20 protein-coding genes are annotated in these 21,059 nt (G+C 72.8%); 2 read left to right on the top strand and 18 right to left on the bottom strand.

The features are described 5' to 3' along the window. Positions 1 to 13: 13 nt before the first annotated feature. The gene (locus ACFQZY_RS02050; RefSeq protein WP_377411962.1) at positions 14 to 2,446 is read left to right on the top strand and encodes a hypothetical protein; all 2,433 of its coding nucleotides are present in this window, start codon (positions 14 to 16) and stop codon (positions 2,444 to 2,446) included. 21 nt (positions 2,447 to 2,467) lie between these two features. Here the strand turns inward: ACFQZY_RS02050 and ACFQZY_RS02055 are convergent, their stop codons facing one another. The 13 genes from ACFQZY_RS02055 to ACFQZY_RS02115 form a co-directional block, all read right to left on the bottom strand. Next, entirely contained in the window at positions 2,468 to 3,442 is a 975-nt protein-coding gene (locus ACFQZY_RS02055) for a Bug family tripartite tricarboxylate transporter substrate binding protein (RefSeq protein ID WP_377411964.1), read from the bottom strand. 36 nt (positions 3,443 to 3,478) lie between these two features. Further along, positions 3,479 to 4,456 (bottom strand): tripartite tricarboxylate transporter substrate binding protein, encoded by a 978-nt coding sequence (locus tag ACFQZY_RS02060; protein ID WP_377411966.1) that lies wholly within the window; start codon positions 4,454 to 4,456, stop codon positions 3,479 to 3,481. Positions 4,457 to 4,478: 22 nt separating this feature from the next. Next, positions 4,479 to 4,769, bottom strand: coding sequence for a muconolactone Delta-isomerase (gene catC, locus ACFQZY_RS02065; protein WP_377411968.1), 291 nt, complete (start codon positions 4,767 to 4,769; stop codon positions 4,479 to 4,481). A 24-nt stretch (positions 4,770 to 4,793) separates the two neighbouring features. Then, entirely contained in the window at positions 4,794 to 5,975 is a 1,182-nt protein-coding gene (locus ACFQZY_RS02070; RefSeq protein ID WP_377411970.1) for a muconate cycloisomerase family protein, read from the bottom strand. 203 nt (positions 5,976 to 6,178) lie between these two features. After that, a complete protein-coding gene (locus tag ACFQZY_RS02075; RefSeq protein ID WP_377411972.1) occupies positions 6,179 to 7,342 on the bottom strand; it encodes a PilT/PilU family type 4a pilus ATPase in 1,164 nt (387 codons plus the stop codon). Positions 7,343 to 7,434: 92 nt separating this feature from the next. Next, positions 7,435 to 7,872, bottom strand: coding sequence for a universal stress protein (locus ACFQZY_RS02080; protein WP_377411974.1), 438 nt, complete (start codon positions 7,870 to 7,872; stop codon positions 7,435 to 7,437). Between the two features lie 34 nt (positions 7,873 to 7,906). Continuing rightward, complete coding sequence (locus ACFQZY_RS02085) at positions 7,907 to 8,605, bottom strand: TerC family protein (RefSeq protein WP_377411977.1); 699 nt, start codon at positions 8,603 to 8,605, stop codon at positions 7,907 to 7,909. Between the two features lie 123 nt (positions 8,606 to 8,728). Beyond that, complete coding sequence (locus tag ACFQZY_RS02090; protein WP_377411979.1) at positions 8,729 to 10,144, bottom strand: sensor histidine kinase; 1,416 nt, start codon at positions 10,142 to 10,144, stop codon at positions 8,729 to 8,731. After that, on the bottom strand, positions 10,125 to 10,805 hold the full coding sequence (locus tag ACFQZY_RS02095) for a response regulator (protein ID WP_377412622.1): 681 nt from the start codon (positions 10,803 to 10,805) through the stop codon (positions 10,125 to 10,127). The genes ACFQZY_RS02090 and ACFQZY_RS02095 overlap by 20 nt, the downstream gene beginning before the upstream one ends. Positions 10,806 to 10,849: 44 nt before the next feature. Continuing rightward, the gene (locus tag ACFQZY_RS02100) at positions 10,850 to 12,481 is read right to left on the bottom strand and encodes a DHA2 family efflux MFS transporter permease subunit (RefSeq protein WP_377411981.1); all 1,632 of its coding nucleotides are present in this window, start codon (positions 12,479 to 12,481) and stop codon (positions 10,850 to 10,852) included. Positions 12,482 to 12,483: 2 nt separating this feature from the next. Next, positions 12,484 to 13,710: an efflux RND transporter periplasmic adaptor subunit gene (locus tag ACFQZY_RS02105; RefSeq protein ID WP_377411983.1), complete on the bottom strand. Its 1,227-nt coding sequence runs from the start codon at positions 13,708 to 13,710 to the stop codon at positions 12,484 to 12,486. 26 nt (positions 13,711 to 13,736) lie between these two features. Then, positions 13,737 to 15,203 carry an efflux transporter outer membrane subunit gene (locus tag ACFQZY_RS02110; protein WP_377411985.1) on the bottom strand — a complete coding sequence of 489 codons (1,467 nt, stop codon included), beginning with the start codon at positions 15,201 to 15,203 and terminating at the stop codon, positions 13,737 to 13,739. After that, positions 15,200 to 15,700: a MarR family winged helix-turn-helix transcriptional regulator gene (locus ACFQZY_RS02115; RefSeq protein ID WP_377411986.1), complete on the bottom strand. Its 501-nt coding sequence runs from the start codon at positions 15,698 to 15,700 to the stop codon at positions 15,200 to 15,202. The genes ACFQZY_RS02110 and ACFQZY_RS02115 overlap by 4 nt, the downstream gene beginning before the upstream one ends. Before the next feature lie 65 nt (positions 15,701 to 15,765). On the opposite strand from ACFQZY_RS02115, the gene ACFQZY_RS02120 reads away from it, so the two are divergent. Further along, positions 15,766 to 17,553 carry an ABC transporter transmembrane domain-containing protein gene (locus tag ACFQZY_RS02120; RefSeq protein ID WP_377411989.1) on the top strand — a complete coding sequence of 596 codons (1,788 nt, stop codon included), beginning with the start codon at positions 15,766 to 15,768 and terminating at the stop codon, positions 17,551 to 17,553. A gap of 28 nt (positions 17,554 to 17,581) precedes the next feature. On the opposite strand, the gene ACFQZY_RS02125 is transcribed toward ACFQZY_RS02120, so the two are convergent. From ACFQZY_RS02125 to nuoN, 5 genes are all read right to left on the bottom strand, one after another. Further along, positions 17,582 to 18,076 (bottom strand): VOC family protein, encoded by a 495-nt coding sequence (locus tag ACFQZY_RS02125; protein WP_377411991.1) that lies wholly within the window; start codon positions 18,074 to 18,076, stop codon positions 17,582 to 17,584. A 74-nt stretch (positions 18,077 to 18,150) separates the two neighbouring features. After that, positions 18,151 to 18,615, bottom strand: a complete 465-nt coding sequence (locus ACFQZY_RS02130) for a DUF1178 family protein (protein WP_377411993.1) — start codon at positions 18,613 to 18,615, stop codon at positions 18,151 to 18,153. After that, entirely contained in the window at positions 18,612 to 19,196 is a 585-nt protein-coding gene (locus tag ACFQZY_RS02135) for an NUDIX domain-containing protein (protein WP_377411995.1), read from the bottom strand. The genes ACFQZY_RS02130 and ACFQZY_RS02135 overlap by 4 nt, the downstream gene beginning before the upstream one ends. A 31-nt stretch (positions 19,197 to 19,227) precedes the next feature. Next, a complete protein-coding gene (locus ACFQZY_RS02140; protein ID WP_377411997.1) occupies positions 19,228 to 19,530 on the bottom strand; it encodes a DUF2818 family protein in 303 nt (100 codons plus the stop codon). Between the two features lie 22 nt (positions 19,531 to 19,552). Continuing rightward, a complete protein-coding gene (gene nuoN / locus ACFQZY_RS02145; RefSeq protein WP_377411999.1) occupies positions 19,553 to 21,040 on the bottom strand; it encodes an NADH-quinone oxidoreductase subunit NuoN in 1,488 nt (495 codons plus the stop codon). Positions 21,041 to 21,059 lie beyond the last annotated feature (19 nt).

Genomic DNA, 21,059 nt, shown 5'->3' on the forward strand with positions numbered 1-21,059 from the left:
CGAAGGAGCCCCGATGAAACCCGCCGCCGGCCCAACCCGCCCCTCCCCTGCCGTCCATCGGCCTGCCTCCCGGCTGGACACGCCGCCGCACCCCGGCGCCGGCGAGCAGGACCCGCCGCAGCGGGACGCCAAGCACGCCGGCGGCTACGCCGCCCTGCGTCCGTGCGAGGCGGCGGGCGGCCTGCCGGTGCGCCAGCGCCAGGCGCGCCACGGGACCGACGGCGCCTCGTCGTCGACGACCACGACCTCGTCGCCCGCCATCCCCGCCCCCGTGCTCCAGGAGGTGGCCAGGGCCCTCGCCGAGCAGGAGGCCCGCAAGCAGTGCGGCCGGATCCTCATCACCTGCGATGCCGAGCTGCACCGGCTGTGCCCCACGCTCAAGCGGCCGCTGGACACGCGCCTCGTCGAAGGGCTGGCCACGCGGGTGGTCGATGCCCTGGCCCGGTCACCGGGGATCAACATCGGCGCGCTGGCCGGCACCCTGGTCAAGCTGCTGGACGGCCCGGCCCTCGGCGTGCCGGCGCTGCGGACGATGGCCAGCACCCTGATGGCCGCGCGCGAGCGCCTGCCGGCCGAGACCTTCCTGAGCGCGATGCTGGCGATGGTCCGCGAACTGGGCGGCCCGGGCCTGTCCGCGGCGCACCGGGACGCGCTGCTGGACACCCTCGTCGAGCACCTCGCCGGCAAGGGCCTGCCGGAGCAGCCGCTGGCCGACGCCTGCGTGGCCGCGCTGACCGACCCCGCGGCCTGGCCCGACGGGCCGCCCGTACCGCTGGCCGTGATCGCCGCCCGCGCCCTGGCGGCCGGCGCGGCCGGCCCGAGCACCGCGCGGGCGGCACTGCTGCAGGCCATGTCGCGCGCCCTCGCCCGCACCCAGGACCACGCCCAGCGCGGCGCCGCCTACCTCGCGCTGGTGCGGCAGGTGCCCGAAATCGACCCGGCGATGCACGTCCACGTCGGCGCCGAATTCCACCTCCACGAGATGGCCCAGGGCGCGGACGGCGCCGCGCGCATCGAGGCCTTCTTCCGCGGGCTCGCGCAGTGGGCCGTCACCACCGATGCCGGCGCCGCCTTCCACCTGATGACGGGCGCCTGCGACGGCCTGTGGCACGACACCGGGTTCTCCCCGGCCCTGTGGCGCGCCGCGCTGCGCGGCGTGCTGTCGGCCGGCGGACCGGGGCACGAGTGGCTGTTCAGCCGGGCCGTCTCGGGCCTGGTCGGCCAGGCGGTGCACCTGCGGCGCCTCGAGCCGGCGCACATCGGGGCGCTGATGGGCCTGCTCGAGCCGATGCCGCTGCAGCAGGCCGGCGACACGCGCGCCAGCACCGTGCTCACGGTCCTGTGCACCTGCCTGAGCCAGGCCAGCTGGCCGGCCGCGGTGACCGAGGCGCTGGTCGACGAGGTGCTCACCCGGGCGCCCCGGTGGCCCACCGCGCGCTGCATCGAGGCCGGCCGCCACCTCGGCGAGTGCCTGGACGAGCTGGACCGCGAGGCCCCGCTGTTCAGCCAAGTCGTCGACCGCATCGCCGACCTGGCGCCCCTGAGCCATGCCGCGCGCCTGCTGGGCGGCTTCGTCCTGGGCCTGTCCCTGGACCCGGGCGAGGAGGACGCCCTGGCCGCCTTCCAGCGGGCGCTGACCCGCCCGGCCCTGCGCGGGACCGGCCGGGCCATCGCCCTGGGGGCCTCGATCGCCGCCGCGCTGCGCGCCTGGCATGACGCCCGGCAGGGCCCCGGCAGCTGGTCGGCTCACCTGCGGGCCCTGCCTGGCGGCCTCGGCGGCGCCATCTCACCGCTGGGCCAGGGCCTGGCGCTGCTGGCGTCGCCGGTGCCGGCCGTGCGTGCGACGAAGCTGCCGCCGGCCGACCAGATGGAGCTGCTCGAGTTCGCCTGGGGCGATCTCGTCCAGCCGGGCAGCGACGCGCTGCACCGGCAGGTGGACCTGCTGGACACGGCGGATTTCGGGGGAGATGACGCGCTGCGCGTCGACATGCTGCTGGCGCTGTTCCAGCACGCCGGGCGCGCCATCGGCGCCAAGACCTTCCTGCTGGCGCGGGACATCGTCATCGGCGCGATCGCCCGCGCGCCCGCCGACCCGGCGCCGTCCCCGGCTCCCGCCGAGGGCAAGGGTCCGCCGGTCCCCCGCGCGGCGCAGGCCCTGAGCCCGCGCGAGTCCCTGTGGAGCCAGCTGGATGCCCTGTACCGCTACTACCTCACGGCCTCGGGACCGCCCTCGTACCTGCTGTCGCCGCAGGTGCCGGAGATGGCGCGGCGGCTGGCCTGGGCCGAGGACCTGCACCGCCGGGCCCCGCCCGACGTGGTGACGCCGGCCGAGCGGGAACTGCTGCGGCAGGTGGCCGCGGACTACGCCCCGCTGCTGGCAGGCGCCACTCCCGCGCCGCCGCCCCCGCCTTCCGGCGGCGATGGCAAGTCGGCCGCCTCCTCCTGACGCGCGGCGAGGCGTCCGGGCTCAGTCGAGCGTGGCGCCCGAGGTCTTCACCCGCTCGCCCTGGACCTTGTAGTCACGGGCCAGGAAGGCGGCGAATTCCGCCGGCGTCGAGCCCACCGCGACATAGGAGTAGGCGTCGATGTTGGCCTTGCGGAACTCCGGCGCGAGCAGGATGCGGCGCGCGTCGGCGGCGACCTTCTCCACCACCGCGGCGGGCGTGCCAGCGGGCGCGACCAGGCCGATGTTGAACACCGCGTCGATCTCCTTCACGCCCGCCTCCTTGAAGGTGGGCACGTCGGGCAGGGCCACGCTGCGCTGGGGCGAGGAGATCGCCAGGGCCTTGAGCTTGCCGGACTTCACGTGCTGCTCGATCACCGAGACGCCGAGCACCGCCGCATCCACCTGGCCGGAGATCACCTCGGGGATCAGGGGCGCCGCGCCCTTGTACGGCACGTGGACCATCTCCAGGCCCTCCTGCCTGGCGAACATCGCCAGCGGCAGGTGGACGATGCCGCCCGCGCCCGAGGAGCCGTAGCTCAGGGGCTTGTCCTTGGACTGGCGGGCCAGCTGCACGAAGTCCTTCAGCGTGTTGGCCTTGGAGGCCTGCGGCACGAAAAACACCATGGGCACGCTGATCAGGCGGGTGACCGGGGTGAAGTCCTTCTGCGCGTCGTACGGCAGCTTGCGGTACAGGTGCGGGTTCATGGTGAGCGCCGCCTCGGTGGCCGCGAACAGCGTGTAGCCGTCGGGCGCGCTCTTGGCCACGAACTCGGCGCCGATGATCTCGTTGGCGCCGGTCTTGTTCAACACCACCACCGGCTGGCCCCAGGCCTTCTGCAACTGCAGGCCCAGCGCGCGCGCCAGGTTGTCCACCGGGCCGCCGGGGGCGTAGGGCACGACGATGGTGACCGGCTTGGCAGGGAACGACTGGGCGAGGGCCGGCTGCATCGCGAGCGCGGCGACCAGGGGGAGTGCGAACTGGAGGAGTTTCTTCATGTTGTTCTTCAGGACTTGCTGGCGGGAGGGTGGAAATCAGTCGGGCTTGATGCCGCGCTGGGCAATCAGCTGGGTCCAGCGCGCGGACTCGCGGGCCAGGTGGGCGGCCAGTTCCTCGGGGGTCGAGCCCACCGGCTCGGCGCCGATGGTCTCGAAGCGGGCCGCCACGTCGGGCTGCTTCATCGCCTCGGTCAGCGCCGCATGCAGGCGGGTGATGACGGGGCGGGGCGTGCCGGCTGGCGCGAACACCGCGAACCAGGGCGAGACGTCATAGCCGGCCACGCCGGCCTCGGCCATCGTGGGCACGCCCGGCAGCGTGCGCGAGCGCCTGGCCGTGGTCACCGCCAGCGCGCGCAGCTTGCCCGACTGCAGGTGCGGCCCCGCCGAAGTGATGCTGTCGAACATGTAGTTCACCTGGCCGCCGAGCAGGTCGGCCACCGCCGGGCCGCTGCCCCTGTACGGGACATGCAGCATCTCGGTCTGCGTCATCGAGGTGAACATCTCGCCGGCCAGGTGGATCGAGGTGCCGTTGCCGGCCGAGGCGTAGGTCAGCGTACCCGGCGCCTTGCGCGCGGCGGCGACGACATCGGCCACGCTCCGGACGTTCGGCTGCGTGGCATTGGTCACCAGCACGTTGGGCACCACGGCCAGCAGGCTGACCGGGGCGAAGTCCTTCACCGGGTCGTAGCCCAGCCTGCCGTACAGCGCCTTGTTGGTCGCCATGCCGATCGAGGTGATCATGATCGTGTAGCCGTCGGCCGGGGCCTTGGCCACGAACTCGGCGCCGATGTTGCCGCCGGCGCCGGCACGGTTCTCGATCACGACCGGCTGCCCCAGCGTCTTGGCGGCTTTCTCGCCCAGGGTGCGGGCGATGGCGTCCATCGCGCCGCCGGGCGGGAACGGCACGACCCAGCGAATGGGCTTGGCGGGCCAGTCGGCGGCGGGGGCCTGGGCCGATGCGGGAACGGTGAAGGCCAGGCCGGCGGCCAGGGCTGCGCAGAGTCTGCGGATCATGTGGTCGTCTCCGGTCGGGGGGTCAGCGGTCGTCGTCGTGGATGGAGGAAGGATGGCGGCACAGCGGCGTCACCTCGATCTCCATGTACGGGAACAGCGGCAGGCTCGAGAGCATCTCGTGCAGCGTGGCGTTGTCGGGCGCGTCGAACACGCTGTAGTTGGCGTACTCGCCGACCACGCGCCACAGGTGGCGCCAGCGGCCCGCGCGCTGCAGCTGCTGCGAATACGCCTTCTCGAGCGCCTTGATCTCGTCGGCCTTCGCCGCAGGCATGTCATGGGGGATGCGCACATCCATCCGGACCAGGAACAGCATGGTTTCTTCTCTCCTCAGGGTGTCTCAGGTCGTGGCCAGCGCGCCGAGGTCCACATGGACCGGCGTGAGGCCCGCGCGGGCGCGGTCGAAGCGCTCGACCTGCGCCAGGTCCACCTCGACGCCGAAGCCGGGGCCGTCGGGCAGCTGCAGCTCGAAGTCGCGGATCGCCATGCGCTCGGTGACGATGTCGTCCACCAGCAGCTGCGGGCCGAACAGCTCGCAGCCATGGTGCTGCGGGCCGAGGGTGGAGAACACGTGGGCCGAAGCGGCACTGCCCACCGAGGTCTCGAGCATGGTGCCGCCGTACCAGCCGATGTCGGCGGCCTGGGCCACCGCCGCGACCTCGCGGGTGCGCAGCAGGCCGCCATGCTTGGCCACCTTCAGCGAGAACACGTGGCTGGCCTGGGCGCGGGCCAGGGCCATCGCGTCCTGCGGGGTGCACACGGTCTCGTCGGCCATGATGCAGGCGCGGTCGCCCAGCGCGGCGCTCAGCGTGCGCAGGGCCTCGACGTTCCACTTCGCCACCGGCTGCTCGATCAGGGTCACGCCGGCATCGACCAGCGCCGGCAGGTGGCGGCGCGCGGTGGCGCCGTCCCAGGCCTGGTTCACGTCCACGGTCAGGGTGGCCCGGCCCTCGAGGCCGCGGGCGATCTGGGTCACGTGGGCCACGTCCTGCTCGGGCGTGCGCGCGCCGATCTTCATCTTGAAGATGCGGTGGCGGCGCTGCTCCAGGCGCAGGTGGGCCTCCTCGAGGTCGCGCCCGATGTCACCGCTGGCCAGGGTCCAGGCCAGCGGCAGGCTCTGGTGGCACTTGCCCCCGAGCAGCTGCCAGGCCGGCAGGCCCAGGCTGCGGGCCACGGCGTCGACGAGCGCCATCTCCACCGCGCTCTTGGCGAAGGCGTTCCCCTTGCAGGCGAGGTCCATGCGGGCCAGCACCGCGCCGAAGCCGGCGCCGTCCTGCCCGAGCAGGGCCGGGGCGAGGTGGGACTGGATGGCGTGCAGGATGCTCTCGGGCGACTCCTCGTTCCACGAGGGACCGCCGATGGTGGCGGCCTCGCCGAAGCCGCAGGCGCCGCCGGCCAGCCACAGCTGCACGATGACCGGGCTCTGGCGGCTGATCGCGCCGAATGACAGCTTGTGCGGTCGGATGGTGGGGATGTCGAGGATGCGCGCCTCGATGCGCTCGATGGGGAAACGACCCGTCATGGCCCTGGCCTGCTCTCAGATTCGTGAAGACGGCACGAGGTTAGGCGGATCGTCCGTTCGACTCCAATGATTTATTTCCCATGAATCATTCGATGAAATCGAACTTGAGGGCGACCGTCCGCTCCCCGGACGTCCGCCAGCTTCCCGCGAGCAAAAAAAAGGGGCGCATCGCGCCCCGGGCCAGACACGGGGCCGCCGGCCCCTCAGACGGTGCCGCGCCCGTACTCCAGCCCGATCGAATCGCCGTCGGGCCGCAGGCCCTGGCTCAGGCGGATGCGCAGCGACAGGTCGGTCTTGGAGTCGGCATGCTCCAGCGCCTGCTCCATGGTGATGGCGCCCGCGCGGAACAGCTCGTAGAGCGACTGGTCGAAGGTGTGCATTCCCACCGGGCCGGACTTGGCGATGGCCGACTTGATCTGGTCGACCTCGCCCTTCTGGATCAACTCCGCGATGTAGGAAGACCAGAGCATCATCTCGCTGGCCAGCACCCGGCCGGGCGCCTTGCCCTCGATCAGGCGCTGCGCGATCACGCCGCGCAGGTTCATCGACAGGTCCATCAGCACCTGGTGCCGCGAGCCCTCGGGGAAGAAATGGATGATGCGCTCGATCGCCTGGTTGGCGTTGTTCGCGTGCAACGTGGACAGGCACAGGTGGCCGGTCTCGGCATAGTGCAGCGCGTGGCGCATGGTCTCCTCGTCGCGGATCTCGCCGATCATGATCACGTCGGGCGCTTGGCGCAGCACGTGGCGCAGGGCCTCGTGGAAGGACCGGGTGTCCAGGCCGACCTCGCGCTGGTCGACGATGCAGCGCTTGTGGCGGTGCACGAATTCGATCGGGTCCTCCACCGTGAGGATGTGGCCCGGCAGCGTCTGGTTGCGGTATTCCAGCATCGCCGCCAGCGTGGTCGACTTGCCGGAGCCGGCCGCCCCCACCACCAGCACCAGGCCGCGCCGCAGCAGCGCGAGCTGCTCGACGGCCTTGGGCAGGCGCAGTTCCTCGAAACCGGGGATGTGGCTCTTGACGTGGCGCACCACGAGGCTGACCTCGCCGCGCTGCACGTAGACGTTGACCCGGAAGCGCCCCAGGCCCATGACCGGCACGCCGAGGTCGCACTCCAGCTCGCGCTCGAACTCACGCCGCTGGGCGTCGCTCATCACGGAGTAGGCGAAGCGCTTGACCGCGCCGGGCTGCAGGGGCGAGCCGCCCAGGGATGCGATGCGCCCGTCGATCTTGATGGTGGGCGGCGCGCCCACGCTGAGGAAAAGGTCCGAGGCCCCGGCCTGCACCATGTAGTGCAGGTACGGGCCAAGGTCATCGGAGACACCAGGTGCTGCCGCCAGTTCGGCGACGCCATTTTGTTGATTCATGGGTTTCCTGCCTGAGCCGGTCGAACCCATTGTAAGCATCAAGGATGACGTGCCGGGCGAGTGGCGGACGGCACTGACGGGTTATCGCGGGCTCAGGAGCCGATCACCTGGAAGCTGCCGGGACGGGTGTCCAGCAGGTGGCGGACCTGGCCGGCCACCGAGCCGAACAGCCGGCCCACCGGGCCGGGGTTGGCATCCTGGCCCATGAGGATGGTGTCGCAGTGGAGCTCGCGGGCCAGGGCCGCGATGGCCTCGGCGCGCCGCCCCACCCGCACGTGCGGGGTGTAGGCCACGCCGGCGGCCTCCAGCAGCGCCCGCGCGCCGGCCATCTCGTTCTGCCCGGTCTCCTCCTGCAGGCCATGCAGTTCGGACTCGGCGAAGAACAGGGCCACATGGCCGGACACCGGCGGCTGCACGCTCGCCAGGTGCACATGGACAGGCTGCAGGCGGCTGCGGGCGATGGCCTCGGCCACGGCGGTCTGGGTGCGCTCGGCGCTCAGGGCATCGATCGGGACGAGCAGGTGCTGCATGGCGGAACCTCCGTTGCGGGTTGGCGGATCTGGCTTATTCGGCGGCGGCCGGTTCGGCGGCGGCGCCGACGGCACGGCTCTCCAGCCACTTGCCCACGGCCACCACCAGCGCCGCGCCCAGGGCGGGAGCGATGGCGTGCAGGGTGTGCTGGCTGGCGGCCCAGCCGGCGATGGCGGGATCGCCCAGGGCCATCTCGCCGGCGACCCAGCCCAGCAGGCCGGCGCCGATGGTGATGATCACCGGGAAGCGGCCCATCAGCTTCAGGATCAGGGTCGAGCCGTAGATGATCAGCGGGATGCTGATGGCGAGGCCGACGACCAGCAGGACCACGTTGCCCTTGGCGGCGGCGGCCACGCCGATCACGTTGTCCAGGCTCATCACCAGGTCGGCGATGATGATGGTCTTGATCGCGGCGGCCAGGCCGGAGTGGCTCTCCATCTCCTCTTCATCGTCCTCGCCCTTGAGCAGGCCGATGCCGATCCAGACCAGGGCGACGGCGCCCACCAGCTTCAGGTAGGGCATCTCCAGCAGGTAGACCGCGAAGAAGGTCAGCACGATGCGCAGCACGATGGCGCCGACCGAGCCGGCGATGATGGCGCGTTTTTGCTGCACGGGCGGCAGCGAGCGGCAGGCCAGCGCGATGACGACGGCGTTGTCGCCGGACAGCACGATGTTGATCAGGATGATCTGGGTCAGGGCGATCCAGAACTCGGGGCTGGAAAACATTTCCATCGGAATCCTCGGGGGTTGGGTCGCCCGCGGGGTGCGGGCGGGGTGCCGACGAGGATAGGAAGGCCAACTTTCGGGACACTTCCCGAGGCCTGTCAGGAAGATGTCCCGAAACTTTCCCGCAACTTACAGGGGCGCGGTGGCGGGTGGCCCGGGCAGCAGGGGGAACCAGACGCTGAAGGTGTTGCCCACGCCGTCCACGTCCTCCTCCAGCGTGATGCGCGCGCCGTGCAGGGTGGCGATCTCGCTGACGATGGCCAGGCCCAGGCCGCTGCCGTCGGCCGGGGCGCCGAGCAGGCGGTGGAAGCGCTCGAAGATGCGGGTGCGCTCGCCGGGCGGGATGCGCGGGCCGTCGTCGCTGACGGACAGGCGCGCCATGTCCTCGCCGGGCAGGGCCACGCGCACGGTGACGCGCCCGCCCTCGTGGCTGTAGCGGACGGCGTTGTCCACGAGGTTGTTCAGGAGCTCGCGCAGGCGCTCGGCGTCCGCATGGATCATGGCGGGCTGGGGCGGGCCCTCGAAGCCCAGGTCGATCTCGCGGCGCAGGGCCTGCGGCACCCACTCCATGCCCACGTCCAGCGCCAGGGCGGCCAGGTCCAGCGGCACCATGCGCAGGCTCTCGGCCGCGCCGGGCTCGTTGCGCGCCAGCGCCAGCAGCTGGCCCACCAGCCGCGACATGCGCTCCACGCCCACGTAGAGCTGCGCCAGGCCGTGGTGCAGGCGCTGCGGGTCGCTCTCGCGCAGCGCCAGCTCGATCTGCGCCTTCAGCCCGCTCACCGGGGTCTTGAGCTGGTGCGCGGCGTCGGCGATGAAGCGGCTCTGGGAGTCCAGCGTGCCGCCCAGGCGCTGCATCAGGGCGTTCACCTCCAGCACCAGCGGGCGCACCTCGGCGGGCACGCCATCCACCGGCAGGGGCTGCAGGTCGCGGTGGTCGCGCCGCGCCAGCATGTCCCGCAGTCGCATCAGGGGCTCGAGCCCGTGGTGCACGCCGAACCAGATCACGACCGTGGCCAGGATGATCAGCACCACCTGCGGCACCAGGGCATGGGCGAGGATCTCGCGCGCCAGCGCATTGCGCTGGTGCAGGGTCTCGGCCACCTGCACCAGCACGCGGGTGGAGGCGCCCTCCCCCGCCGGCAGCCAGGCCGCGATCACACGCACCGGCGTGCCATGCAGCTGGTCGCGGTAGTAGACCGGCTGGGCGCCGGGCAGGCGCGCCGGCGCGGCCAGGGCGGCCTCGCCGCCGAGGTAGGTGCCGCCCTCGGCGCTGACCTTGAAGGCCAGGCGGTCCTCGGGGTCCACCATCAGGATCTGTTCGGCGGCCGGCGAGAGCACCAGGCGCGGCTGGCCCGCGGCCTGCTGGACGTGCAGCGCGAGCTCGCGGGCGACATCGTGCAGCGAGCGGTCGTGCGCGAGGTCGGCGGCGCGCTGCGAGGCCCACCAGCCCACGCCCGTGTCCACCACCAGCACCAGCAGCAGCGGCCCGAGCAGCCACCGCAGCAGCGCCCGGCGCAGGCTGCCGTCAGCGGGGATGGCCGCCATCCGGGCGTTCCACCAGGTAGCCCATGCCCCGCACGGTGCGGATCTCGCAGCCCAGGGGCTCCACCTTCTTGCGGATGCGGTGCACGTAGACCTCGATGGCGTTGGCGCCGACCTCGTCGCCCCAGCCATAGAGGTGGTTGACCATGTGCTCCTTGCTCACCACGCGGCCCTCGCGCATCAGGAGCAGCTCCAGCACCGCGAACTCGCGGGCCGACAGGTCCACCGGCTGGTCCTCGTGCCAGACGCGCCGCGCCGCGGTGTCCAGGCGCAGCTTGCCGTGCACCAGGCAGGGGTCGGCGCCGGAGCCGCGCCGCAGCAGGGCGCGCACGCGGGCCTCGAGCTCGGGCAGGTCGAAGGGCTTGGTGAGGTAGTCGTCGGCGCCGGCGTCGAGCCCGCGCACCCGGTCGGACAGGGCGTCGCGCGCGGTGAGCAGCAGCACCGGCACGCGCGAGCGCCGGCCCCGCACCCGCTCGACCACCTCCAGGCCGGACAGGCCCGGCAGGCCGATGTCCAGGATGGCGAGGTCGTACACGTGCTGCGCGAGGGCGGCGTCGGCCTCGTCGCCGGTGCCCACCACGTCGACCGCGTAGGCGGATTGCACCAGGGCGCGGGCGATCGCGTCGGCCAGCAGCTTGTCGTCTTCAACCAGGAGGATTCGCACCGGCTGATCGTAAGGCATGCGCCCGGGCCTCCCGCGGACCGGGCTCAATGGGCGCCGGCGGCGGCCTCGCCGCCCCGCCCGGCCGCGCCGGGCCGGCGCGTGAGCCACACCAGCGGGATCATCGCCAGGAACAGCAGGGCCGACAGCCAGAAGATGTCGTCCGCCGCCAGGGTGAAGGCCTGCTGGTCGACCAGCCGGTTCACCTGCGCCAGCGCCTGCTGCGTCGACATCCCGGCCGCCTGCAGTCCCGCCAGGGCCTGCTGCATCGCCGGGCTGGCGGGGTGCACCGACTCGGCCAGCTGCGCGTGGTGCAGCGCGGCGCGGCTCTCCCACAGCGTGGTCGAGACCGAGGTGCCCACCGCGCCGAAGGTGATGCGCACGAAGTTGCTCAGGCCCGAGGCCGCGGCCAGGCGCTCGGGCGACAGGCCGGACATGGTGATCGTGATCAGCGGGATGAAGAAGAACGCCATCGACACGCCCTGCACCAGGGTGGGCGCCAGGAGGGTGGCCATGTCGGTGCCGGTGGTGAACCGCGACCGCATCCACAGCACCAGGGCGAAGACCACGAAGGCGAAGGTGGCGTACTTGCGCGCATCCACCCGGCCGATCGTGCGGCCCACCACCGGCGACAGCACCAGGGCCAGCAGGCCCACCGGGGCCATCACGGTGCCGGCGTCGGTGGCGGTGTAGCCCATGAACTGCTGCAGCCACAGCGGCACCAGGACCACGTTGCCGAAGAACAGGCCGTAGGACACCGACAGGGCCAGCGTGCCGGCCCAGAAGTTGCGCCGCGCGAACAGCCGCAGGTCCACCACCGGGTGGTCGTCCGTGAGCTCCCAGGCGATGAAGAAGGCGAAGCCGACCGCCGCCACCACCGCCAGCCCCGTGATCAGGGGGGACTGGAACCAGTCGTGCTCCTTGCCCAGGTCCAGCGTCATCTGCAGCGCGCCGACCCAGACCACCAGCAGGGCCAGGCCGACCGTGTCGATCGGCAGCCGGCGCACCGCCGTCTCGCGGCGGCGATACAGCATCCACGCGGCGAAGGCCGCCGCCACCCCCACCGGCACGTTGATGTAGAAGATCCAGGGCCAGGAGAAGTTGTCGGTGATCCAGCCCCCGAGCAGCGGGCCCATCACCGGCGCGACCAGCGTCGTCATGGACCACATCGCCATCGCCAGGCCGGCCAGCGCGCGCGGGTAGCTCGCCATCAGCAGCGACTGCGACAGCGGGATCATCGGCCCCGCCACCAGCCCCTGCAGCGCGCGCGCCGCGATCAGCATCGGCATGCTGGGCGCCAGCCCGCACAGCCAGGAGGCGAGCACGAACAGCAGCACGCTGGCGACGAACAGCCGCACCTGGCCGAAACGCTGCGACAGCCAGCCCGTGAGCGGCACCGCGATCGCATTGGCCACCGCGAAGCTGGTGATGACCCAGGTGCCCTGGTTGGGGCTCACGCCGAGGTCGCCGGCGATGGCGGGCAGCGAGACGTTGGCGATCGAGGAGTCCAGCACGTTCATGAACGTGGCGGCGGACAGCGCGATCGTGCCCCAGGCGCGCGCGCTGCCCTCCAGCGGCGCATGGCCGGCCGGCGCTGCGGGCGCGGGCGCGGACGCGGACGCGGACGCGGGCGTGGACGTGGCGACCGGCGCGCCGGCGTCAGCCGAAGGCCCGCCCATGGTCAGCGCACCTGGGGCGCGGCCAGCGCGGCGCCCAGGTTGGCGGCGATGACCTTGCGCACCAGCGCGTCGGCTGCGGCATCGGCCACGCCCAGCGCCTGGGTGGCGGCGGAGGCCGCGGCGGATGCGGCGTCGTCGAGCGTGCGGCCGTCCTGCCGGCTCACGTCCACCTCGGCGTGCATCGACAGGCCCACGCGCAGCGGGTGCGCGGCCAGCTCCTTCGGGTCCAGCGCCACCCGCACCGGCACGCGCTGCACCACCTTGATCCAGTTGCCGGTGGCGTTCTGCGCCGGCAGCAGGGCGAAGGCCGCGCCGGTGCCTGCGCCCAGGCCGGCGACCGTGCCCTGGTAGGTGACCTGCTTGCCGTAGACGTCGGCCACCAGGCGCACCGGCTGGCCGATGCGCATGCGCCGCAGCTGCACCTCCTTGAAGTTGGCGTCGACCCAGACCTGCTGCAGCGGGATCACCGCCATCAGCGGCGCGCCGGCGGCGACGCGCTGGCCCAGCTGCACGGTGCGGCGGGCGACGTAGCCGTCGACCGGCGCGGGCAGCGCCAGGCGCTGCGTGGCCAGCCAGGCCTCGCGCACGCGGGCGGCCGCCACCTGCACGCTGGGGTGGTGCTCGACGTCGGTGCCCTCGGTGAGGGCCTGGCTGGCCGCCAGCTGCTCGCGCGCCGCGGCCAGGGCGGCCTCGGCCGCGGCCTGCGCGCTGCGCGCGGCGCTGGCCAGGGACTGGGCATGCTGCAGTTCCTCCCTGGAGACCGCGCCGTTGCCGACCAGGGACTGGCGCCGCGCGAGGTCGTCGCCGGCGCGGGCCACGTCGGCCTTCGCCCGCTCGAGGTCGGCCTGGCGCAGGGCCACCTGGGCGGCCAGCGCGCCGTTGCCGGCATACAGCTGGCGGGCCTGGCGCACGGCCTGGGCCAGGGCGGCCTCGGCCTGTTGCAAGGCCACCTGCGCGTCGGCCGGGTCGAGCCGGACCAGGGGCTGGCCCGCCTTCACGAAGTCGGTGTCGTCGGCCAGGATGGCGGTGACCGTGCCGCCGATCTGCGGCGTGATCTGCACCAGGTTGCCCTGGACATAGGCGTTGTCGGTGTCCTCGTAGCGGCTGGCGACGAAATGGTCGTAGGCCGCGTAGGCGCCGCCGCCGGCCAGCACCACGCCGGCCAGGACCGTCAGCGCCTTCTTGCGGCGGGGGTTCCAGGGGCTGGGGAGGGTCGTGTCTGGGGTCATGTCGGGACTCGCTGGGCTCGAGGAATTCAAGGGGCGCGCTTCGTGGCCGGGGCCGGGGCCGCGGCGAGGGCATCGGGCCGGTCCGTCCAGCCGCCGCCCAGGGCGCGGGCCAGGCCGGCCTGGGCTTCGAGCGCGCGGGCGGCGAGGTCCACCGCGGCGCGGCGCTGGGCCAGCACCGCGTTCTCGGCGGCCAGCACCTGCAGGTAGTTGCCCAGGCCGGCGCGATAGCGCTGCACCGCGAGGTCGTAGGCCGCCTCGGCGCCCTGCTGCGCCTCGCGCTGCTGCGCCTGCTGGCGCGCCACGCCCTGGCTGGAGGCCGCGGCATCGGCGGCCTCGCGGACCGCGTCGATCACGGTGGCGTCGTAGGCGGCGATGGCGGCGTCGAGGTCGGCCGCCTTGCCGCGCAGGTTGGCGCGCAGGCGGCCGGCGTCGAACAGCGGCAGGCGGATCGCCGGGGTCAGGCCCCACTGCGTGCTGCCGCCGTCGGCCAGGCGGCCCAGGCCGATGCTGGACAGGCCGGCGAAGGCCGCCAGGTTGACGTTGGGATAGAACTGCGCGCGGGCGCTGTCGACCTCGGCGCCGGCCGCCTCGACTCGGGCGCGGGCCGCGGCCACGTCGGCGCGGCGCCCGAGCAGGTCGGCCGGGATCACGGCGGGCACCGCCAGCGGCCGCAGGGCCGCCAGCTGCGCGTCGGCCGGCAGGTTCAGGCCGCCGGGACGGCCGGCCAGCGCCGCGAGGGCATTGCGCGCGAGCTGGGCCTGCTCGCGCAGGGCCTCGACCTGGGCCCGCGCATCGGGCACCGCGCCCTCGGCCTGGCGCAGCTCGAGCTGGCTGTCAAGGCCGGCGGCGACACGGTCCTTCACCAGGGCCAGCACCTCGCCGCGCTGGGCCAGGGTGCGCTCGGCGACCCCGAGCTGCGCCTGCACGCGGGCCAGCTGCACCCAGGCCCGCACCAGGTTGCCGGCGAGCAGCACGCCCGCAGCGTCGGCCTCGGCCTGCGCCGCGCGGGCCTGGCCCAGGGCGGCGTCGAGCGCGGCGCGGTAACGGCCGAAGAAATCCAGCTCCCAGGAGGCCGACAGCTGCAGCAGGCCGGACTCGCGGACGCTGCCGGCCAGCGGCGCCGGCACCATGCCGTTGCGCGTGAAGCGCTGGCGCGTGGCCTCGGCCGCCGCATTCACCTGCGGCAGCAGCGCCGCGTCGGCCACGCCGGTGACGGCCTGGGCGCGCGCCAGGCGGGACCGGGCGACGCGCAGCGAGGGGTGGCCGGCCAGGGCCTGGTCCACCAGGGCATCGAGCTGCGGGTCGCCGAAGGCGCGCCACCACTGCGCCTCGATGGCGGGGACGCTGGCGGCGGCCCCGGCGGCCAGGCCCAGCGAGGCGGCGTCGCGCATCGGCGCCGGCACCGCAACATCGGGCGGGCTGGCGCAGCCGGCCAGGGCCAGCGCGGTCGCCAGCGCCATGGCCACGGCGGCGGTGCGGGGAAGGCGGGTCATGCGTCGGGTCCCTCCTGGGCGGCGGCATCGGCCCGGCCCTCGGGCGTGTTGGCCAGCACCCGGCGCAGCAGGCCCTTGAGGGTGTCGAGCTCGTCGCGGCTGAAGCCGCGCAGCTGGGCGTTCTGCACGTCGCACAGCAGGGCCGGGATCTTGCCGGCGACGGCCTCGCCCCGGGGCGTGAGCTCGAGGTTCACGACCCGGCGGTCCTGCGAGGAACGGACACGGCGCAGGAAGCCCTTGTCCTCCAGCCGGTCCAGCGTGCGGGTGATGGTGGCGGCGTCGACATGCGTCTCGCGCGCCAGCTCGGCGGCGGTGGTCGCCAGGCCCTTGTGGATCTTCAGCAGCGGAATCCACTGGGCATGCGTCAGGCCGTCGGGCTCGAGCTGCTCCCCGACCTCCCGGGCGAAGGCGATGGTGATGCGGCGCATCAGCCAGATGGCGCTGTCCTCGGGCTGGTAGGTGCCCGGGCGGTAGAAGGTGGGAGTGCGCGATGCCATGGAAATTACTTGCAGCTGCAATGATTGTAGGCGCAACCGAATTTCCGTGCTCGCTACACTGCCGCATGGCCCGCTCCCACCCCGCCTCCGACGCCCCCCGGGGCGCGCCGCGCGCCCTGCGCGGCCTGCTGCCGTTCCTGCGCCCGTACCGCGGCCGCATCGCCCTGGCGGTCCTGTTCCTCGGGCTGGCGGCCACGGCCACGCTGCTGTTCCCGCTGGCCCTGCGCAGCCTGATCGACGGCGGCCTGCTCGCCGCCGACCGGGGCGACCAGGCGATGGCGCTGCGCGGGCATTTCCTGGGGCTGTTCGCGGTGGCGGTGGCCCTGGGCCTGTCCTCGGCGGCGCGGTTCTACACGGTGAGCTGGCTGGGCGAGCGGGTGACCGCCGACCTGCGCAACGCGGTCTACGCCCATGTGGTGCGCCAGAGCCCGGCGTTCTTCGAGACCACGCAGACCGGCGAGGTGCTCTCGCGCCTGACCGCCGACACCACCCTGGTGCAGACGGTGGTCGGCAGCTCCTTCTCGCTGGGCCTGCGCAATGCGGTGATGGGCGCGGGCGCGCTGGCGATGCTGGTGTGGACCAACCCCTACGTGATGACCCAGGTGCTGCTGGTGCTGGTGGTCGTGGTGCTGCCGTCGATGGCCTTCGGCCGGCGGGTGCGCCGGCTCTCGCGCGCCAGCCAGGACCGGGTGGCCGACGCCAGCGCCATCGCGGCCGAGGTGCTCAATGCGATCCCGGTGGTCCAGAGCCATGCCGCCGAGGCGCGCGAGGCGCGGCGCTTCGGCGACTCCACCGAGCATGCCTTCGCCACCGGCATCCGGCGCACCCGGGCGCGCGCCTTCCTGGTGGCCTTCGTGATCATCGCCACCGCCGCCCTGCTGCTGTGGGGCGTGTACCAGGGCACGCAGGCGGTGCTGGCCGGGCGCATCAGCGCCGGCCACCTGGGGCAGACGGTGGTGTACGTGATCATCCTCGCCGGGGCGGTGGCGGTGCTCGGCGAGGTCTACGGCGACCTGCTGCGCGCCGCCGGCGCGATGGAGCGGTTGATGGAACTGCTGCACGCGCACTCGCCGGTGGCCTCGCCGGCGCACCCGGTGGCGGCGCCCTCCCCCGCCGGCGGCAGCGCGGTGGTGATCGAGGACCTCAGCTTCCACTACCCCTCGCGGCCGCAGTCGGCGGCGCTGTCGCAGGTCTCGCTGGCCATCGCGCCGGGCGAGACGGTGGCCCTGGTGGGCCCCAGCGGCGCGGGCAAGAGCACGGTGTTCCAGCTGCTGCTGCGGTTCTACGACCCGCAGGCCGGCCGCATCCTGCTCGATGGCGTGCCGGTCGCGGCGCAGGACCTGCAGGCGCTGCGCCAGCGCATCGCCCTGGTGCCGCAGGAGCCGGTGATCTTCTCCGCCAGCGCGATGGAGAACATCCGCTACGGCCGGCCCGGGGCGAGCGACGAGGAGGTGGTGGCCGCCGCGCGCGCCGCCTTCGCGCACGAGTTCATCACGGCCCTGCCCGGGGGCTACGGCAGCTTCCTGGGCGAGCGCGGGGTGCGCCTGTCAGGCGGCCAGCGCCAGCGCATCGCCATCGCCCGCGCCATGCTCAAGGACGCGCCGCTGCTGCTGCTCGACGAGGCCACCAGCGCGCTGGACGCGCAGAGCGAGCGCATGGTGCAGTCGGCGCTGGAGGCGGCCATGCGCGATCGCACGACGCTGGTCATCGCGCACCGCCTGGCCACCGTGCAGCGCGCCGACCGCATCGTGGTCCTGGACCACGGCCGCATCGTGGAGGAAGGCACGCACGAGGCGCTGGTGGCGCGCGGCGGGGTCTACGCGCGGCTGGCGGCGCTGCAGTTCATGGCCTGAGACGCCGCGACCGGATCGGGCTGCCCGCTCATCCCGCGCCCGGGGCCTCGCCCCGGCGCGCGGCCTCGATGGCGGCGATGTCGATCCGGCCCATCTCCATCATGGCCTCGAAGGCGCGCTTCGCGGCCGCCGGGTCGGGGTCGGCGATGGCCTCGAGCAGGACCCGCGGCGTGATCTGCCACGACAGGCCCCACTTGTCCTTGCACCAGCCGCAGGCGCTTTCCTGCCCGCCGTGGCCGACGATGGCGTTCCAGAGGCGGTCGGTCTCGGCCTGGTCCTCGGTCGCGACCTGGAAGGAGAACGCCTCGCTGTGGCGGAACGCCGGCCCGCCGTTGAGGCCCAGGCAGGGGATGCCGAGCACGGTGAATTCCACCGTGAGCACGTCGCCCGCCTTGCCGGCGGGGTAGTCGGCCGGCGCCCGATGCACCGCGCGCACCGCGCTGTCAGGGAAGGTCGCGGCGTAGAACTGCGCGGCCTCGAGGGCGGCGCCGTCGTACCAGAGACAGACCGTGTTCCTGTTCATTCGCACGTCCTCCGAAGCAGGGCCTAGGCGGCCGGGAGGACATTGTGCGACGGCGGGCGCCGGCGCGCGCCGCCTTACTGCAGCGGCCCCTTGAGCCCCTTCGGCAAGGGCAGCGGCACCACGCCGATGCCCTCCTCCAGCAGCGCCTGCGTCTCCTCGCGCGAGGCCTGGCCGCGGATGCCGCGCTCCTCGGTCTCGCCGTAGTGGATCCTGCGGGCCTCCTCGGCAAAACGCTCGCCGACATCCTCGGTGTTCGCCATCACGTGCCGCACCGCCTTCATCCAGGCGGCCTGCAGGGCCGCCTGCTGCGGCGCGGGCACCGCGGCCTCGCGCGCGGCGGCCGGCGCGGGGACGGCGGCCGGCGCCGCCTGCGCGCCGAGGTTCAGGCGCGGCGCACTGAGCTTCTTGGCCACCTGGGTGTCACCGCACACCGGGCACTCCACCAGGCCGCGTTGCAGCTGCGCCTGGAAATCATCTTCCGAAGCGAACCAGCCCTCGAACACGTGGCCCGTGGCGCATTGCAGGTCGAGCACCTTCATGGAGCGGATTGTCCCTGCCAGTCCAAGACCCAGTCGCCGCTCAGGACGTTCTGCAGCCAGACCAGGCAGGACAGCGTCTTGCCGTCGGTGACCTTGCCCTCGCGCACCCACTGCAGCAGCTCGCGCGGCGTGGCGGCGATGACGTCGAGGAACTCGCCCTCGTCGAGGCGGCGCTCGCCGCGGGTCAGCCCGCGGGCGAACCAGATGTCGATGAATTCGTCGGAGTAGCCGATGCAGGGGTGCATCTCGCCGGCATGGGCCCACTCGCGCGCCGAGTAGCCGGTCTCCTCGAGCAGCTCGCGGCGGGCGCAGGCCAGGCGATCCTCGCCCGCATCGAGCTTGCCGGCCGGGAATTCGACCATGACCCGGCCCACCGGGTGCCGGTACTGGCGCTCCAGCACCACCTGCCCGTCATCGAGCAGGCCGATGACGACGACGGCGCCGGGGTGGAGGATGAATTCGCGCCGGGCGGTCTGGCCGTCCGGCAGGCGCACGGTGTCGCGCACCGCGTGCAGGAAGCCGCCGCGCAGCAGCTCCTCACGGCCGGTGGCCACTTCGACGAGGTGCTTGTCGTCGGACATGGGCTTCAGGTGCCGGGGCCGCGCCGCCGCCTCAATGCCGGTGCTTGAACAGGTAGCGCCAGACGAAGCCGGGGAAGGCCAGCGTCACGAACAGGGCGCCGGTGATCGCGTAGAACTCCCAGCCCTGGGGCGCGACCTGGCCGGCGCGCTGCTCCAGCAGCAGGCCGACGCTGCCGACCACGAGGTACAGGACCAGCAGCTCCAGCAGCCGCAGGCCCAGCGACTTCGGGGCGCGCAGCGGCACCACCCCGAACAGCCGCCCGGTCACGAACGGCAGGTTGGCGCCGAGCAGCGCCAGGAAGATCACGAACCAGACCGATGCGGTGAGCGACACGCCCCGCCCCTTCCAGGAAAGATCAGGGCGCCAGGGTCTTGAGGACCGCCTCGGCGCACAGGGTCATCAGGCCGCCGGGAACGATGCCCAGCGCCAGCACCAGCGCGCCGTTGACGGACAGGACCACGCGCACGTCGACCGGGGCCGAGACGGTGGTGGCGGTGATGGGCGCGTCGAAGTACATGACCTTGACCACGCGCAGGTAGTAGAACGCGCCGATCAGCGAGGCGATCACCGCGAACACGGCCAGGCCGATGTGGAACGCGGTGCCCGCGGTCACCAGCGCCTGCAGCACGGCCAGCTTGGCGTAGAAGCCCACCAGCGGCGGCACGCCGGCCAGCGAGAACATGCAGATCGCCATGATGCCGGCGTACAGCGGGCTGCGCTGGTTCAGGCCGGCCAGGTCGGCGATCTCGTCGCTCTCGAAGTGCTCGCGCGCCAGCAGCAGGATGATGCCGAACGAGGCCAGCGTGGTCAGCACGTAGGTCACGATGTAGAACATCGAGGCGCTGTAGGCCGAGGCGGCGTTGGCGGTGCTGCCGTTGACGACGCCAGCGGCCAGGCCCAGGAGCACGAAACCCATTTGCGCGATGGTCGAATAGGCCAGCATGCGCTTGAGGTTGGTCTGCGCGATCGCCGCCAGGTTGCCCACCACCAGCGAGGCCACGGCCAGCACCACCAGCATCTGCTGCCAGTCGATGGCCAGGGGCATCAGGCCCTCCACCAGCAGGCGGATGGCGATGGCGAAGGCAGCCAGCTCGGGGGCGGCACCGATCATCAGGGTCACGGCCGTGGGCGCGCCCTGGTAGACGTCGGGCACCCACATGTGGAACGGCACGGCGCCCAGCTTGAAGGCCAGGCCTGCGACGATGAACACCAGGCCGAACACCAGCACTTCATGCTTGATGCGGCTGGAGCCGATGGCCTTGAAGACCTCGTTGATGTCCAGCGAGCCGGTGGCGCCGTACAGCATGGAAATGCCATACAGCAGGAAGCCCGAGGCCATGGCGCCCAGCACGAAGTACTTCATGGCGGCCTCGACGGCCTTCTCGTTGTCGCGGCGCAGGGCCACCAGCGCATAGCTGGAGAGCGTGAGCAGTTCCAGGCCCAGGTAGATGCCCAGGAAGTTGCTGGCGCCGATCATCACGAAGATGCCCAGGAGCGACAGCAGGGACAGCGAGAACAGCTCGCCGCCGCGCATCATGTCGCGGTCGGCGGCGTAGGGACGGCTGTAGACCAGGGTCACGCCGACGGCGACCGCGGCGAAGACCTTGAGCCAGTTGCCCATGGGGTCGCTCACGACCATCTTGCCGAAGGCGTACTGCACCTGGCCGCCCAGGGCGAACTGGGCGCACATCCAGGCGACGCCCGCCAGGGTCAGCAGGCTCAGCACGTAGGTGAGGTTGCGAAGACGCGTCTTCACGCCCAGGTCCACCAGGGCGATGACGCAGGTCGCCGCCAGCAGGAGGATCTCCGGCGCGACGACGACGAGGCTCAGTGTGTCCAGCATGGCAGGTACGGCCTTCTTG

Origin of the sequence: Ramlibacter sp. GCM10027632 (genome assembly GCF_042675325.1) — a bacterium.
GTDB lineage: Bacteria > Pseudomonadota > Gammaproteobacteria > Burkholderiales > Burkholderiaceae_C > Ramlibacter.